At 36.1% G+C, this 16,583-nt stretch carries 14 protein-coding genes, 1 pseudogene and 1 riboswitch; of the genes and pseudogenes, 11 read left to right on the forward strand and 4 right to left on the reverse strand.

Features of this window, described 5'->3' with window-relative positions; genetic code table 11:
- The first annotated feature begins 78 nt into the window (after window positions 1–78).
- Window positions 79–1,350, forward strand: a complete 1,272-nt coding sequence (gene purD, locus ACUL40_RS21445; RefSeq protein WP_049106530.1) for a phosphoribosylamine--glycine ligase — start codon at window positions 79–81, stop codon at window positions 1,348–1,350.
- A 36-nt stretch (window positions 1,351–1,386) separates the two neighbouring features.
- Here purD and ACUL40_RS21450 read toward each other — a convergent pair whose 3' ends face one another.
- The 3 genes from ACUL40_RS21450 to ACUL40_RS21460 all read right to left on the reverse strand — a co-directional run bounded on the left by ACUL40_RS21450 (window position 1,387) and on the right by ACUL40_RS21460 (window position 3,009).
- Complete coding sequence (locus tag ACUL40_RS21450; RefSeq protein WP_001085171.1) at window positions 1,387–1,551, reverse strand: toxin-antitoxin system HicB family antitoxin; 165 nt, start codon at window positions 1,549–1,551, stop codon at window positions 1,387–1,389.
- A gap of 15 nt (window positions 1,552–1,566) precedes the next feature.
- On the reverse strand, window positions 1,567–2,412 hold the full coding sequence (locus tag ACUL40_RS21455) for an SPFH domain-containing protein (protein WP_000660669.1): 846 nt from the start codon (window positions 2,410–2,412) through the stop codon (window positions 1,567–1,569).
- Window positions 2,413–2,631: 219 nt separating this feature from the next.
- A complete protein-coding gene (locus ACUL40_RS21460; RefSeq protein ID WP_000812346.1) occupies window positions 2,632–3,009 on the reverse strand; it encodes a YgaP family membrane protein in 378 nt (125 codons plus the stop codon).
- 337 nt (window positions 3,010–3,346) lie between these two features.
- Between ACUL40_RS21460 and ACUL40_RS21465 the strand changes: the two genes are divergently transcribed.
- From ACUL40_RS21465 to pruA, 6 genes are all read left to right on the forward strand, one after another.
- The gene (locus ACUL40_RS21465) at window positions 3,347–4,036 is read left to right on the forward strand and encodes a heptaprenylglyceryl phosphate synthase (protein WP_000272099.1); all 690 of its coding nucleotides are present in this window, start codon (window positions 3,347–3,349) and stop codon (window positions 4,034–4,036) included.
- A gap of 12 nt (window positions 4,037–4,048) precedes the next feature.
- Window positions 4,049–6,298, forward strand: coding sequence for a DNA helicase PcrA (gene pcrA / locus ACUL40_RS21470; RefSeq protein ID WP_139245440.1), 2,250 nt, complete (start codon window positions 4,049–4,051; stop codon window positions 6,296–6,298).
- A gap of 14 nt (window positions 6,299–6,312) precedes the next feature.
- Complete coding sequence (gene ligA / locus ACUL40_RS21475; protein ID WP_074047940.1) at window positions 6,313–8,322, forward strand: NAD-dependent DNA ligase LigA; 2,010 nt, start codon at window positions 6,313–6,315, stop codon at window positions 8,320–8,322.
- Window positions 8,323–8,338: 16 nt separating this feature from the next.
- A complete protein-coding gene (locus ACUL40_RS21480) occupies window positions 8,339–9,535 on the forward strand; it encodes a CamS family sex pheromone protein (protein WP_000717029.1) in 1,197 nt (398 codons plus the stop codon).
- A 96-nt stretch (window positions 9,536–9,631) separates the two neighbouring features.
- A complete protein-coding gene (locus ACUL40_RS21485; protein ID WP_000391974.1) occupies window positions 9,632–10,402 on the forward strand; it encodes a TSUP family transporter in 771 nt (256 codons plus the stop codon).
- Window positions 10,403–10,554: 152 nt separating this feature from the next.
- Entirely contained in the window at window positions 10,555–12,102 is a 1,548-nt protein-coding gene (gene pruA, locus ACUL40_RS21490) for an L-glutamate gamma-semialdehyde dehydrogenase (RefSeq protein ID WP_000259555.1), read from the forward strand.
- Between the two features lie 250 nt (window positions 12,103–12,352).
- On the opposite strand, the pseudogene ACUL40_RS21495 reads toward pruA, so the two are convergent.
- Window positions 12,353–12,918: pseudogene (locus ACUL40_RS21495) on the reverse strand (cysteine hydrolase family protein).
- 242 nt (window positions 12,919–13,160) lie between these two features.
- Window positions 13,161–13,267: riboswitch (SAM riboswitch) on the forward strand.
- Window positions 13,268–13,390: 123 nt separating this feature from the next.
- Here ACUL40_RS21495 and ACUL40_RS21500 point away from each other — a divergent pair.
- From ACUL40_RS21500 to ACUL40_RS21515, 4 genes are all read left to right on the forward strand, one after another.
- Window positions 13,391–14,410, forward strand: a complete 1,020-nt coding sequence (locus tag ACUL40_RS21500) for a methionine ABC transporter ATP-binding protein (protein ID WP_000622969.1) — start codon at window positions 13,391–13,393, stop codon at window positions 14,408–14,410.
- On the forward strand, window positions 14,400–15,065 hold the full coding sequence (locus ACUL40_RS21505; RefSeq protein WP_001261865.1) for a methionine ABC transporter permease: 666 nt from the start codon (window positions 14,400–14,402) through the stop codon (window positions 15,063–15,065). The genes ACUL40_RS21500 and ACUL40_RS21505 overlap by 11 nt, the downstream gene beginning before the upstream one ends.
- 21 nt (window positions 15,066–15,086) lie before the next feature.
- Window positions 15,087–15,929 carry a MetQ/NlpA family ABC transporter substrate-binding protein gene (locus ACUL40_RS21510; RefSeq protein ID WP_000721575.1) on the forward strand — a complete coding sequence of 281 codons (843 nt, stop codon included), beginning with the start codon at window positions 15,087–15,089 and terminating at the stop codon, window positions 15,927–15,929.
- 369 nt (window positions 15,930–16,298) lie between these two features.
- A complete protein-coding gene (locus ACUL40_RS21515) occupies window positions 16,299–16,535 on the forward strand; it encodes a YiaA/YiaB family inner membrane protein (protein ID WP_001254393.1) in 237 nt (78 codons plus the stop codon).
- Window positions 16,536–16,583 lie beyond the last annotated feature (48 nt).

Here is a 16,583-nt window from a genome sequence, read left to right on the forward strand (position 1 = left end):
AACCTTTTATTGATATGAAAAAGCAAACTAGGAGCATAGCTTCTAGTTTGTACTTATTTAATTATTGGGGGATGAAATATGAATGTTTTAGTAATTGGCCGCGGTGGGCGTGAGCATGCTTTAGCTTGGAAGTTTGCACAATCTGAAAAAGTAGAAAAGGTATATGTAGCACCAGGTAATGAAGGTATGAGAGATGTTGCAACACCAGTTGATATTGATGAAAATGATTTTGATGCATTAGTTTTATTTGCAAAAGAGAATAATGTTGAGTTAACTTTCGTTGGACCAGAAATTCCGCTTATGAATGGAATTGTTGATTGTTTTAAAGAAGAGGGACTTCGCGTATTTGGTCCGAATAAAGCGGCTGCTGTTATTGAAGGTAGTAAAGCTTTTACAAAAGAGCTTATGAAAAAGTATGATATTCCAACTGCGGCGTACGAAACTTTTACAGATTATGAAGAAGCAGTACAGTACATTCAAAAAGTTGGTGCACCAATCGTTATTAAAGCTGACGGTCTAGCTGCGGGTAAAGGGGTAACGGTAGCAATGACGCTTGAAGAGGCATTACAAGCTGTGAAAGAAATGCTACAAGATGTGAAATTCGGCGCGGCAAGTAAGAAGGTTGTTATTGAAGAGTTTTTAGATGGACAAGAATTTTCATTAATGGCATTCGTGAATGGAACAACTGTACATCCAATGGTAATCGCCCAAGATCATAAAAGAGCTTTTGATGGTGATAAAGGTCCAAATACGGGTGGAATGGGTGCATATTCTCCAGTACCACAAATTCCAGAATCAGCAGTTCAAGAAGCGATTCAAACCGTATTGCATCCAACTGCTAAGGCGATGATTGAAGAAAACCGTTCGTTTACAGGTATTTTATACGCAGGTCTTATTTTAACAAATGATGGTCCGAAGGTAATTGAATTTAATGCACGCTTCGGTGATCCTGAAACAGAAGTTGTATTACCTCGATTAGAAAACGATTTAGTTGATGTATGTAACGCTGTATTAGATGAAAGTGAACTAACGTTACAATGGTCAGAAGAAGCGGTAATCGGTGTTGTACTTGCTTCTAAAGGATATCCAGAAGCATATAAAAAAGGTGATATTATTAGCGGACTAGATGCACTGCAAGATGTGATTGTTTTCCATGCAGGTACAGCAATGAAACATGGGGACTTTGTAACGAACGGTGGCCGTGTATTATTTGTTGCTTGTAAGGCAAATAGTTTACAAGAAGCAAAAGATAAAGTATATAAAGAAATCGGTAAAATTGAGAGTGATGGTCTATTTTATCGAAGTGATATAGGATATCGTGCAATTGGGCATGAGATGACGAAAAGTTAATATGTAAAAATCCCGCTGAGGAATCAGCGGGATTTTTTATGCATCTTTATCTTTTTTTAATTTCCCTTTTTGCTTTGCCATTTCTCGAAGTAAATACTCGATGTGTGCATTGACGCTACGAAATTCATCATTTGCCCATTTTTCGATGACTGCGTGTAATTCAGGATCAATACGTAATGGAAAGCTTTTCTTTTTAGCCATAATTACTTATAGCCCTTAGTATAGGCTTCCTGTATTAATAACTGGCTGCGCACCTTTATCTGAAACGATGGCAACTAATAAGTTGTTTACCATATTTGCTTTACGCTCGTCATCGAGTTCTAGTACGCCTTCTTCATCTAACATATGGATGGAATCTTTCGCCATCTTCACAGCACCTTCAACAATTTCTTTTCTAGCAGCTAATACTGCTTTTGCTTGCTGGCGTTGTAGCATTGCATGGGCAATTTCTGTTGCGTAAGCTAAGTGCGTTAAACGAGTTTCTAATACTTCTACACCAGCAATTTCAAGACGCGCCTCTAACTCACGTTTTAATTCTTCAGAGATTTCTTCAGTATTTCCGCGTAACGTAACGCAGGTTTCATCTTGGAAATTGTCATAAGGATATTTTGTTGCAACATGGCGGATTGCCGTTTCGCTTTGAATTTCTACAAATCGATCATAATGTTCAACACCAAACATTGCTTTTGCAGAATCAACAACTTTATATACGATAACAGCTGCAATTTCAATTGGATTTCCATCAACGTCATTTACTTTTAATTTTTTACTGTTAAAGTTTTCAACACGTAAAGATACAGTTTGACGGAATGCGAACGGAATCGTTAAAAATAAACCGTTTTGACGAATGGTTCCTAAATAATTACCGAAGAACGTAATAACCTTCGCTTGATTCGGTTGAACAATACCGATACCTGTAGCGAGAACTGCGGCTAATATAATAGTTAGTGCCGCTCCTATGAAAATTTCTTGTGCAAGGAAAAATACACCGATAGCAGCTAAAATCAAAATTCCAATAATACCGAGAAAACCATTTACATAAAATACTTGTTTTTCTTTCATATGATCGCCTCCTGATATAAAAATGATATCACTTTTATATCATTTTAAGCAAGAGGTATGCACCTAATTTTCTGAATTTTATTGATTGATATCTTTTATATACATTTTAAGGCCGAAAAAGAGAATGTACGTTCTGTTTTATGGTAAAATAAAGAAGACTTAACCGCCCACTGCAGCAGCTAAGTCCCTTTGAGAGCATCTTGCATCGTGACAAATGATTCAAAGCGGTTTTGCCAGGATTATATTTTCAATCGCTGACTCAATCTCTTTGTCAGAAGCGTCATAACTTCCTTTTGACTTTGGCTTGTCATGAGTGGAAGTTTGATTCACTTCTTCTTTAGCATGTCCTTTTTCAGCAAAATTCATGCTAGGCATTTTAAATGCCCCCATATTCATGTATTTTCCGAATTTCCACATTTCAACAACAGGGCAGAAACGAACAATTCCTTCTGCAACTTTCATTGCACCAATCCATAGAAAAATGTTAGACCAAGTGCACCACGGCTTGCGTACAAGTTTAGTTGCACTACATCCGAAGAGGACAAGCCCAAGTGTAATTCGAATTAGAGCGTTTATTGTCCCGATATTTTGCTTCATTAGAAAAACACTCCTTTTTATGAAAGTTGAAATAGATAATACTATTTCTTTTATTAGTATCCCGTTTGATTTTTGGGATATGTAATCCAACATTTGACGTGGAAAAAGATGTTGGAATGTGCGTGTGTGTAAGTAACTTTTTTTGTTATAATGAAAGAATGCATAAAAGGAACTTCAAAATTAAATCCTCTAGTTTAAAAAATATGGAAGAGGTAATTCCAAACTTAATTCTCCGTTTTAAACAAATATTTAAGATGAAGTTAAAACAATAATGATGAAAATAAACTGTTATTTTGAACAGAAATATATATAACTAGAGAAAAGGAAGGGTGTTTTCATGTACGATATTTCCGGATGGAAACATGTATTTAAGCTTGATCCAAATAAGGAGTTAAGCGATGAACATTTAGAAATGATTTGTGAGTCTGGAACTGATGCGGTTATTGTAGGCGGAAGTGATGGAGTTACAATTGATAACGTATTACACATGCTAGTTAGCATTCGTAGATATGCAGTTCCTTGTGTATTAGAGGTTTCTGATGTAGAAGCAATTACACCAGGATTTGATTTTTATTACATCCCAAGTGTTTTAAATAGCCGAAAAGTAGAATGGGTAACAGGTGTTCATCATGAGGCATTGAAAGAATTTGGGGATATTATGGACTGGGACGAAATTTTTATGGAAGGGTATTGTGTTTTAAATCCAGAAGCGAAAGTAGCCCAGCTTACAGAAGCGAAATGTGATTTAACAGAAGATGACGTTATTGCATATGCTCGTTTAGCAGACAAGTTATTACATTTACCGATATTTTATTTAGAATATAGCGGTACGTATGGAGATGTTGAACTTGTTAAAAATGTAAAAGCAGAATTGAAACAAGCTAAGTTATACTATGGCGGTGGTATTTCTAATGCAGAACAGGCGAAAGAAATGGCACAATATGCTGATACAGTAGTTGTTGGAAATATTATTTATGATGATATAAAATCGGCGTTAAAAACAGTTAAAGCAGTAAAAGGAGAGTAGGTGCAGGCGTATATGAGTATGACAGATAGATTATTAAACGGTTTAAATCCACAGCAACAAAAAGCAGTCCAAACAACGAATGGACCACTTCTATTAATGGCAGGTGCAGGTAGTGGTAAGACACGTGTGTTAACACATCGTATTGCGTATTTACTTGGTGAAAAAGGTGTAGCACCATGGAATGTACTAGCTATTACCTTCACAAATAAAGCAGCTCGTGAAATGCGTGAGCGTATTGATACACTTGTGGGACCAGAAGCAGAAGATATTTGGATTTCGACGTTCCACTCTATGTGTGTACGTATTTTACGACGGGATATCGATCGTATTGGTATTAATCGTAACTTTACAATCTTAGATTCAGGCGATCAGCTAACTGTAGTCAAAAAAATTATGAAAGAGCGCAATATTGATCCGAAGAAATTTGAGCCGCGCTCTATTTTAGCGGGTATTAGTAATGCGAAAAATGAACTGTTATCTGCGGATAAATATGCAAAAAAAATTACAATGGCTGATCCATATGAAAAATTAACGAGCGATGTATACACAGAGTATCAAAAACGTCTTTTGAAAAATAATTCATTAGATTTTGATGATTTAATTATGACCACGATTCAGTTATTTGAACGTGTTCCAGAAGTATTAGAGTTTTATCAGCGTAAGTTCCAATATATTCACGTTGATGAGTATCAAGATACGAACAAAGCGCAATATCTTCTTGTTAAACATTTGGCAGCGCGTTTTAAAAATCTTTGCGTTGTAGGTGACTCTGACCAGTCTATTTATCGCTGGCGTGGTGCAGATATTTCTAACATTTTGTCGTTCGAAAAAGACTATGAGAATGCACAAGTAATTTTGTTAGAACAAAACTATCGTTCGTCACAAAATATTTTAAATGCAGCGAATGCTGTTATTGAAAAAAATACGAATCGTAAGCCGAAGAAATTATGGACAGACAATCAAGTTGGAAGTAAAATCTCGTATTATCGTGCTGCAACTGAAAAGGACGAAGCGTATTTTGTTGCGAAAAAAATTCGTGACGATATTCAAATGGGGAAACGAAAATATACTGATTTTGCAGTGTTATATCGTACGAATGCTCAGTCTCGTATGGTCGAGGAGATTTTCCTTAAATCTAACATTCCGTACAAAATTGTCGGAGGTACGAAGTTCTACGATCGTAAAGAGATTAAAGATATTTTGGCGTACTTACGTTTAATCGGTAATCCAGATGATGAAATTAGTTTTGCACGTATTATTAACATGCCAAAGCGTGGTATTGGTGCGACTTCTATCGATAAAATTATTAATTACGGTGTGCAAAACGGAATTTCATTAACTGCTGTATTGGATGAAATTGAGCATGTTGGAGTAAGTGCAAAAATTACAAAGGCAGTAAAAGAATTTGCGAATTTATTAAATAACTGGGTAAATATGCAAGAGTATTTATCTGTTACAGAATTAGTAGAAGAAGTTATTGAAAAAACAGGCTATCGCGATATGTTGAAAAATGAACGTTCTTTAGAAGCGGAAGGTCGTTTAGAAAACTTAGACGAGTTCTTATCTGTTACGCAAACATTTGAATCTCAAAGCGAAGATAAGAGCCTTGTTGCATTCTTAACAGATTTAGCACTTGTTGCTGATATTGATCGTGTAGATGAAGACCCAACTGCTGGTGAAGAAGTTATTTTAATGACGATGCACTCAGCGAAAGGATTAGAGTTCCCGGTTGTGTTTATTGTTGGCTTAGAGGAAGGGATATTCCCTCATACTCGTTCTCTTATGGAAGAGGATGAAATGCAAGAAGAACGTCGTCTTGCTTATGTAGGTATTACCCGTGCAGAAGAAGAGCTATATTTATCTAACGCGCAAATGCGTACTTTATTTGGTAGAACAAGTATGAACGCTGCGTCTCGATTCATTACAGAAATCCCGACAGAACTAGTGGAATCATTAAATGAAACAGCGCCAAAGCGTGAAACATCGTTTGGTGCAAAAGGCAGAACGGCAAGTAGCGGCAAAACGACAATCACAACGACAACACGCTCTCGTTCAGCTTTCGCGCGCCCTGCAGCTAAGACGACAGGCGGCGAACAAATTGGCTGGGCAGTAGGAGATAAAGCTTCCCACCAAAAATGGGGAGTCGGTACAGTTGTAAGTGTAAAAGGTGAAGGTGATGCAAAAGAATTAGATATTGCATTCCCAAGCCCAATTGGTGTTAAACGTTTGTTAGCAAAATTTGCACCTGTGACGAAACAATAGAAAGGAATGAGGATATGTCAAAAGAGATAGCAAAAAAACGTATAGAAGAACTGCGTGATTTATTAAATACATTTAACTATCAATATCACGTATTAGACAATCCTTCTGTTTCTGATGCGGAATATGACCGTAATATGCAGGAGCTTATAAAATTAGAAGCAGAGAACCCAGAGTTTATGAGTGAAGATTCTCCCTCCGTTCGCGTTGGGGGGACTGTTCTTGATATATTTGAAAAAGTAACACATAAGTCACCAATGTTAAGTTTAGGAAATGCATTTAACGAAGGAGATTTACGTGATTTCGACAGAAGAGTACGTCAAGGAATTGATGGTGCGAATGTAAGATATATATGTGAATTAAAAATTGACGGGCTTGCCGTTTCGCTTCATTATGAAAAAGGACGCTTCATTCAAGGGGCGACACGTGGTGATGGTGTAACGGGTGAAGATATTACTCAAAATTTAAAAACGATTAAAGCTATCCCACTTCGTTTAAATGAAGAAGTAACGTTAGAAGCACGAGGCGAAGCTTATATGCCGAAGCGTTCATTCGTTAAACTAAATGAAGAAAAAGAGCAAAATGGAGAAGATGTATTTGCGAATCCGCGTAATGCAGCAGCAGGTTCAATACGTCAACTTGATCCGAAAATTGCAGCGAAGCGTAACTTATCTATGTTTGTGTATGGTCTTGCGAATGTAGAAGAAAAAACAATTCCATCACATAGTGAATCGCTTGATTTCTTAGGTGAACTTGGATTTAAGACAAATCCAAATCGCCGTACATGTGAAAAAATTGAAGAAGTTATAGCTTATGTAGAAGAATGGCAAGAAAAACGTCCGCATCTTGATTATGAGATTGATGGAATTGTTATAAAAGTAGATGATGTTGCCCTTCAAGAAAGTCTAGGAACTACAGCGAAGAGTCCAAGATGGGCGATTGCTTATAAATTCCCGGCTGAAGAAGTTGTAACGAGATTAACAGGCATTGAATTAAGTGTTGGCCGAACAGGAGTTGTAACACCGACTGCAGAACTAGAGCCAGTGAGAGTTGCTGGTACGATTGTTCGTCGTGCTTCTTTACATAACGAGGATTTAATTCGTGAAAAAGACATTCGAATTGGTGACTACGTTGTTGTGAAGAAGGCTGGAGATATTATTCCTGAAGTTGTGAACGTTATTTTTGATAAGCGTACTGGTGAGGAAGAAGAATACCGAATGCCAACTCATTGTCCAGCATGTGAGAGTGAACTTGTTCGTTTAGAAGAAGAAGTAGCACTTCGTTGTATAAATCCAACTTGTCCTGCTCAAATTCGAGAAGGGTTAATCCATTTCGTTTCAAGAAATGCAATGAATATTGATGGACTTGGAGAACGTGTCATTACACAACTCTTTGATGCTGATTACATTCGTACATTTGCTGATTTATATGCATTGACGAAAGAGCAATTATTACAGTTAGAACGTTTTGGTGAAAAATCAGCAACAAACTTAATACAAGCAATTGAAAATTCTAAAGAAAACTCGTTAGAGCGATTATTATTTGGTCTTGGAATTCGCCACGTTGGAGCAAAAGCAGCACGTACATTTGCAGAGCACTTTGAAACGATGGATGAGCTTGTAAAAGCAACGGAAGAAGAACTAAAAGCAATTAATGAAATTGGCGAAAAAATGGCTCAATCTGTTGTGACATATTTTGATAATGAAGATGTATTAGAGTTATTACAGCAGTTTAAAGAGTATGGCGTGAATATGACATACAAAGGTATAAAAATTGCAGATTTACAAAATGTTGAATCTTACTTCGCAGGAAAAACGGTTGTTTTAACAGGTAAGCTAGAAGTTATGGGACGAAGTGAAGCGAAGAAGAAGATTGAGGCATTAGGTGGAAAAGTAACGGGAAGTGTTAGTAAGAGTACGGATTTAGTTGTTGCAGGTGAAGCGGCTGGTTCGAAATTAGCACAAGCGGAGAAACATAATGTTGAGGTTTGGAATGAAGAGAGGTTCTTACAAGAGCTAAATAAGTAAGAGGTGCAAACTTACCATGAAAAAAATAGCATTAGCGGTATTAAGCCTTGGCCTACTTGTAAGTGGGTGTAGTGCAGGTGCCGACAAAGATGAAAAAGTGGCTGAGAAATCGGGGAAAGCAAAAGAACAATCAGTTGTTCCAAAATACGCTATTTCGGATGAATATTATAAGACGACTATTCCATTTGATGGTGGAAATGCACGTGGTTTAGTGGTGCAAGGGTTAAATAGTCGTCTTGATATAGATGAATTTGAAACAGGGTTAATGCGAATTGCAAAAGAATCATTTAGTACGAAAGATAATTTTTTAAAAGGCGGAAAAGCTCTAGATACTCAAACTATACAGATGCTTGTTAAAAGAAAACGTACAGATGCTGAACAAAAGGAACTAGAGGACAAATTAAAAAAAGATGCAGTTAAATTTCCTAATATAGGATTAAACCCTGCATTAGGAACAGGATCCGAATCACTAGAAGTGAAAAATAAAAAAAATCCAATATATATTTCAAATATTTTAGAGCATGATTATTATGTGAAAAAAGGCGATAACGGCGAGGAACGCGTTGGTATGGTAGTTGGATTAGCAATGAATTCTGTTCAATATTTTAACGAAGAGCATGGTTATCCACGTGAAGCTGCAATCCCGGATGAAAAGATGTTAGCTGAAGGGAAAAAAATGGCGCAAGAAATTTTGAAAGTCATACATCAAAAAGAACCTGAAACCAAAAATATTCCAATAACATTTGCGATTTATCGCCAAGCTCCAAAGTCTTCGCTCGTGCCAGGTAACTTTGTTTCTTATGCAAATGCCGAAAAAGGTAGTGAAACGGTTGAAGATTGGAAACAAATTAATGAAAAATATTATTTGTTCCCATCAGAGCAAGCGAAAACAGATAATAAACGTGAAGACCTTGCAAGAGTATCCAACTTTAAGGCAAAACTAAGCGATTATTTCCAAGGCGACTATACAGCTGTTATTGGTACTGGTATGTATAGAGATGATGAATTAAGAGAAATGAAGCTTGATATTCCTGTCCAGTTTAATGGAAAAGCTGAAATAGTTGGTTTTACACAATATGTGGCAGGGCTTGTTATGGAATACTTCCCGAATTATATGAAAGTACAAGTAACGATTAAATCTGTAGAACGCCCAGAAGCTATTATTATACGTGAAGCAAAACAAGATGAACCACTTGTGAAGATTTTAGATTAAATATGAAGGCTGTTCCTCTATGGAACAGCTTTTTTTCTTATGTAATTTTGTTATAATTTAAAATGTTGTAAAAAATAGGGGTAAGGGGTAAATCTCATGGAAGAATTAAGTTTTCAAGTCATTATTTTATTAATTGCATTCGGTTTTTTAGCAGCTTTTATTGATTCCGTTGTTGGAGGAGGAGGGTTAATTTCGCTTCCTGCGCTTATGTTTGTTGGCTTATCGCCAGCTTCGGCAATTGCAACGAATAAATTAGCGGCAACAATGGGGACGTTTACGAGTGCGATGTATTTTATTCGATCAGGAAAAGTTGATTTTAAAATTGTAGGAAAGTTAATCCCGTTAACTATTGTTGGAGCTGTTGCAGGTGCTTTAGTAGTAAAATTTATTCCACCGGATATTTTACGCCCATTAGTACTTGTAATGTTGGTATTTATTGCTATTTATATTATTGCAAAAAAGAATTGGGGAAGTGTGTCTACCTATAAGAAGATGACGCAAAGAAAAACATTAATATTTTTCTTTGCTATTTTAATGATAGGATTTTATGATGGATTTTTTGGACCAGGGACAGGGTCGTTTTTAATTTTTGCATTTTTATTAATTGGCTTGGATTTTATTCAAGCGGCAGCATCTGGAAAACTTTTGAACTTTGTTAGTAATATTGTATCTTTAATTACTTTTTTATTTTTAGATATAATTCATTTTGAATACGGTATTATCATGGGATTATCAATGATCTTAGGTGCTTATTTTGGATCGAAGTTTGCGGTTCAAAAAGGTGTTGGATATGTAAGGACTTTATTTTTATTAGTTACTATATTATTGATCGGGAAAAATGTTTTGGAATATACTCATATTTTGTAGATTCATACGCATGTATGAATCTCTTTTTTATTATATTTTAAAAATTTATTAATTTTTAAAATATAAGTCTAGGAATATTTGAATAAATCTAAATTATCGTGTAGAATAATGTTGTAAAATGTAAACGTTTTTCTAAGGGGAGGCTAAAAAAAATGGTAGTAGCATACAAACATGAGCCATTTACAGATTTTTCAGTGGAGGCTAACAAATTAGCGTTTGAAGAAGGTTTAAAGAAAGTAGAATCTTATCTTGGACAAGACTATCCATTAATTATTGGGGGAGAAAAAATCACTACAGAAGACAAAATTGTTTCTGTAAACCCTGCAAATAAAGAGGAACTTGTTGGTCGTGTTTCAAAAGCAAGCCGTGAGTTAGCTGAAAAAGCAATGCAAGTAGCGGATGAAACATTCCAAACTTGGAGAAAATCAAAGCCAGAAATGCGTGCAGACATTTTATTCCGTGCTGCAGCAATCGTTCGTCGCAGAAAACATGAATTCTCTGCTATTCTTGTAAAAGAAGCAGGTAAGCCATGGAATGAGGCAGATGCTGATACAGCAGAAGCAATCGACTTTATGGAATATTATGGTCGTCAAATGTTAAAATTAAAAGACGGTATTCCAGTAGAAAGCCGTCCAATTGAATATAATCGTTTCTCTTACATTCCATTAGGAGTAGGTGTTATCATTTCTCCTTGGAACTTCCCATTCGCAATTATGGCAGGTATGACAACAGCTGCTTTAGTTTCTGGTAACACAGTATTACTAAAACCAGCTAGTACAACTCCTGTAGTAGCAGCGAAATTTATGGAAGTATTAGAAGAAGCTGGCTTACCAGCTGGCGTAGTAAACTTCGTTCCAGGTAACGGTTCTGAAGTTGGTGACTACTTAGTAGATCATCCTCGTACACGTTTCGTAAGCTTCACGGGATCTCGTGATGTAGGTATCCGCATCTATGAGCGTGCAGCGAAAGTAAACCCAGGACAAATTTGGTTAAAACGCGTTATCGCTGAAATGGGCGGTAAAGATACAATCGTTGTTGATAAAGAAGCAGATCTTGAATTAGCAGCTAAGTCTATCGTTGCATCAGCATTCGGATTCTCAGGACAAAAATGTTCTGCATGTTCTCGTGCAGTAATCCATGAAGATGTATATGATCATGTATTAAATCGTGCTGTTGAATTAACAAAAGAATTAACAGTTGCTAACCCAGCAGTATTAGGTACAAACATGGGTCCTGTTAATGACCAAGCTGCATTCGATAAAGTAATGAGCTATGTTGCAATTGGTAAAGAAGAAGGTAGAATCTTAGCAGGTGGCGAAGGAGACGATTCTAAAGGCTGGTTCATCCAACCAACAATCGTTGCTGACGTTGCAGAAGATGCTCGCTTAATGAAAGAAGAAATCTTCGGACCAGTAGTAGCATTCTGTAAAGCGAAAGACTTCGATCATGCACTTGCAATTGCAAATAATACGGAATACGGTTTAACAGGTGCTGTTATTACTAACAACCGTGACCATATTGAAAAAGCACGCGAAGACTTCCACGTTGGTAACTTATACTTCAACCGTGGATGTACTGGTGCAATCGTAGGTTACCAACCATTCGGTGGCTTTAACATGTCTGGTACAGACTCTAAAGCTGGTGGACCTGATTACTTAGCACTTCACATGCAAGCAAAAACTACTTCTGAAACTTTATAAGAAATAGTAGAGGAGCTCTTCACAGAATGTGAAGAGCTCCTTTTAAAATTGAAATCCTATATATTACCATCGTTCGAAGGGAATGAGCTAAAACCTATTAATAGCGGGATAAACATGTGAACAGAAATAAAATGATGAGAAAAGTTGACTTATTAGTCATATTTTTTAGTATTCATTTTGAGAATTTCCTGTATAATACAATTTGAAAGAAAATCTATGGTTCGACAAGGAACACTCCTTTCGGTTTTGCTCACTGAAAGGAGTGTTTTTTTATGTAGCTAAAAATTCTTGCGTGCTTATTACATTTGCATATACGCCATTTAAACTAGCTAAAATTGTATTGTGAATGTAAACAGCTGGTATAGTAGCGTTCTTAAAAGACAGGTCTTTTGTAGCACAAGCATCATGTATAACGGTACATTGAAAGCCAAAATCGAATGCAGCCCTTACTGTAGCATCGATACACATATGAGTCATCATCCCACATACAACGACATGTTCAATATTTAAACGTTTTAATTGCTCTAGAAGATTAGTTTCTCGGAAGCTATTTGGATAATGTTTGACTATAACTGTTTCTTCTCTAAGTGGACGTACGCTTTCGTGAATATGTACACCTTCTGTATTAGGTAGGAAAAAAGTAGCGTCATCTTTTATAGCTACGTGTTGGATATGAAAAATAGGTTCGCTGTTTGTTCTAAAGTGTTGTAATAACTGATTAGCATATTCGCTTGCTTCTACTGGATTACGCAATTCCATCTTTCCATTTGGAAAATAATCGTTTTGAATATCGATGAGTAAAAGAGCTGTTTTCATATATTTATCTTCCTCCGAGTTTCATATTCAAATAAATTTATTCAATTCGTAGAGAAGATTCTCCTGTTTAAAAATATGAGGAAGAAGAATTTTAAATAACCTTGAAAGTTACTATTTTCTCATGAATTTTCATCTGAAAATTTTAATAAAGGAATAATTAATATTTTTCTAAAAAATGTATTGACTCTTATTATTCTGAGTTCTATAATGAGAATTAATTAAACGACAATTAAATCGATACATTCTTATCCAGAGAGGTGGAGGGACTGGCCCTACGATACCTCAGCAACGGGTTTTTTTAATACCGTGCTAACTCCAGCAAGCCATATAAAGGCTTGGAAGATGAGAAGATGTGAACGAGTACATATAAGTGCTCTCCTTCTTATCTTTATGGTTGATAAGAAGGAGAGCACTTTTTATTTTACCTCGAAAGCTCTGCTTCAAGTTTTTACAGCATATAGGAGGGGAAAAAATGATTTCTTTTAACAATGTAAGTAAAGTGTATGAATCAGCTGGGCAATCTGTTCATGCGGTGGAGGATGTAACATTATCAGTTGAGAAAGGCGAAATTTTTGGCATTATTGGTTTTAGTGGCGCTGGAAAGAGTACGTTATTACGCTTAGTAAATATGTTAGAGAGACCGACGGCAGGAACGATTTCAATAGATGATAAAGATATTACATCATTATCGACGAAAGAATTACGTAAACTGAGACAAAGAATCGGAATGATTTTCCAAAGTTTTAATTTATTTAATTCAAGAACAGTATTTGGAAATATTGCTTATCCATTAAAGTTAGCGAAAGTACCAAAGAATGAGATAAAAGAAAGAGTAAATGAACTGCTGAAGTTTGTAGGGTTAGAAGATAAAGCAAACTATTACCCAGAGCAGCTATCAGGTGGACAAAAGCAGCGTGTGGGCATTGCTAGAGCACTTGCGACATCGCCAGATATTCTTATATGTGATGAGGCAACATCAGCCTTAGATCCAGAAACAACGACAGAAATTCTAAACTTATTAAAGAAAGTAAATAGAGAATACAATTTAACAATTCTTCTTATTACACATGAAATGCATGTTGTGAAAGAAATTTGTCACCGTGTAGCTGTAATGGAGAAGGGAAAAGTTATTGAAGAAGGAAAACTGTTTGATGTTTTCACGCAACCAAAAACAAAGACGACTCAAAACTTTGTACGTTCTGTCATTAATGATCATTTACCGGAAAGTGTTCTAGCGAAAATTCAAAATGGTGGTCAAATTTATCGTCTAACATTTACTGGTGAGGAGACAGGACAGCCGGTACTATCATATATCGCAAAAAACTATAACGTCGATGTAAATGTACTGTACGGAAATATTATTGAACTTCAAAATGTGCTATTTGGAAATCTTCTTGTAGAGTTGCAAGGGGAGCAGAGGGAAATTCAAAAAGCATTACAACATCTAAGACTGCAAGTGCAGCTGAAGGAGGTAGAAGCTCATGCGAGTTGATTGGAGTATATTTTGGCCGCGCATACTAGATGCGACGGGGGATACCCTCTTAATGGTAATTGTAACCCTTATATTTGCTACAATTCTTGGTATACCTCTAGGTTTACTTTTATATGTAACGAGAAAAGGAAACTTTTTAGAAAATAAATGGGTCTTTTCTATTCTTAACATCATAATTAATACAATTCGTCCGGTACCATTCATTATCTTTTTAGTAGCGTTAAGTCCACTAACGAGAAGTGTTATCGGAACGACGATTGGAACAGCAGCAGCAATTTTCCCGATGACGTTAGTCGCATCAATTGGTATTGCTAGAATGGTTGAAACAAACCTTGTTTCCGTTCCGAAAGGAGTAATTGAAGCAGCGCAAGCAATGGGCGCCTCGCCAATTAGAATTGTTTTTGAAATCCTTGTACCAGAAGCGTTAGCGCCATTAATCTTAGGTGTCACATTTATGACAGTTGGTTTAATTGAATTTTCTGCAGTTGCTGGGCTTGTCGGTGGTGGCGGTCTTGGTGATTTAGCAATGACATATGGTTATCAACGTTTTGATACATCAGTTATGTTCGTAACGGTCGTGTTACTTATTATTCTCGTACAGATAGCTCAAAATTTAGGGAATTACTTTGCGAAAGTCTTGTTACGCAGATCATAAAAAGGAAGAGAGGAAAAGAAAATGAAGAAAATTTTAGCATTTGCATTATCAGCGATTGTAGGGATTTCGGCGTTAAGTGGCTGCTCGGATGCAGGAGCAAAAGAGAAAACAGTTCGCATTGGTGTAACTGGAACGGATGGAAACGCTTGGGAAATTGTAAAGGGAAAAGCTGAAAAAGAAGGGATTAAAGTTAAACTGATTGAGTTCTCTGATTACACAACGCCAAATAAAGCGTTAGCTGATGGAGATATTGAACTAAACTCATTCCAGCATATTGCGTTCTTAGAGCAATTTAAAAAGGAACATAAGTTAGATATTACAGCTGTTGGTACAACACAAATTGCACCAATGGGTTTATACTCTGAAAAATATAAGAAATCAAATGAAATCCCAGATGGTTCAGAAATTGCAATTCCAAACGATCCAACGAACCAAGCACGTGCATTAAAACTTCTTGATGCAGCTGGATTATTAAAGCTGAAAAAGGATTTTGGTCTATTTGGAGATCCAAGTGGTATTGCTGAAAATCCGAAGAAATTAAAAATTACACCGGTTATCGCACAGCAAACACCTCGTGTGTTAAAAGATGTAGCGGCATCAGTTATTAATAACGGTGTTGCTGGTCAAGCTGGATTAGATCCAGCGAAGGATCCTATTTTCTTAGAAGATCCAAAGAATGAAAATGCGAAGCCTTATATTAATATTTTCGCAGCTCGTACGAAAGATAAAGATGATCCAACACTGAAAAAAGTAATTGAATTATACCATTCAAAAGAAGTAACAGATGCAATTAAGAAAGAAACAAATGATGGTTCAATTTCAGTAGATCTTTCACTTGAGGAGCTTGAAAAAATCGTAAAATAATGACTGGGTTTAATGGACTAACAGAAGGAACCCCTCCGCTGTTAGTTCGTTCAACATATAAACTTAACAAACAAACCCTAATTCTGTACCTTCCAATTTTGTATAACGTAGAATCCAATGTTTGTTAAGTAGAGTAATGGACCAGGAGTTTTCCTGGTCTTTTTTTATGAATGAAAATAGCTAGCGAACAGTAAGGTAATCTGAAAAACCAATTGTTTAGATTGTTTTTTCAGATTAGGCAGAAAACTTTCTTTAAAATATTATTCTTTTATGATAGATTTATAAATATAAAACTAGAATTTACATAAAAATCCATCATGGTAAATATACTTATCTATAATGGGTATACAGCTAACGAGGGGGAGAACGATGAGAAGACGTAATACGCAAGCGTTCACATTTTTAGCATGGACTTCATTTGTTTGTGCGCTTTCAGGTATGCTAATTGGGATTTATACGTTAGATGAAACGCTTAGTGTAAAAGGATACTATTTAATTGGAACATTATTTTTAACGATGTCTTGTTTTGTATTACAAAAAACAATTCGTGATAATGAAGAAGATAACGAGAGATTTCCAAAAAATAAACCGTTAGATAAAGAGTAAATTGTAAAGAAAGGCATTTGCCTTTCTTTTTTTATGTAAAAATGGCGT

Source organism: Bacillus sp. KNSH39, from assembly GCF_052656585.1.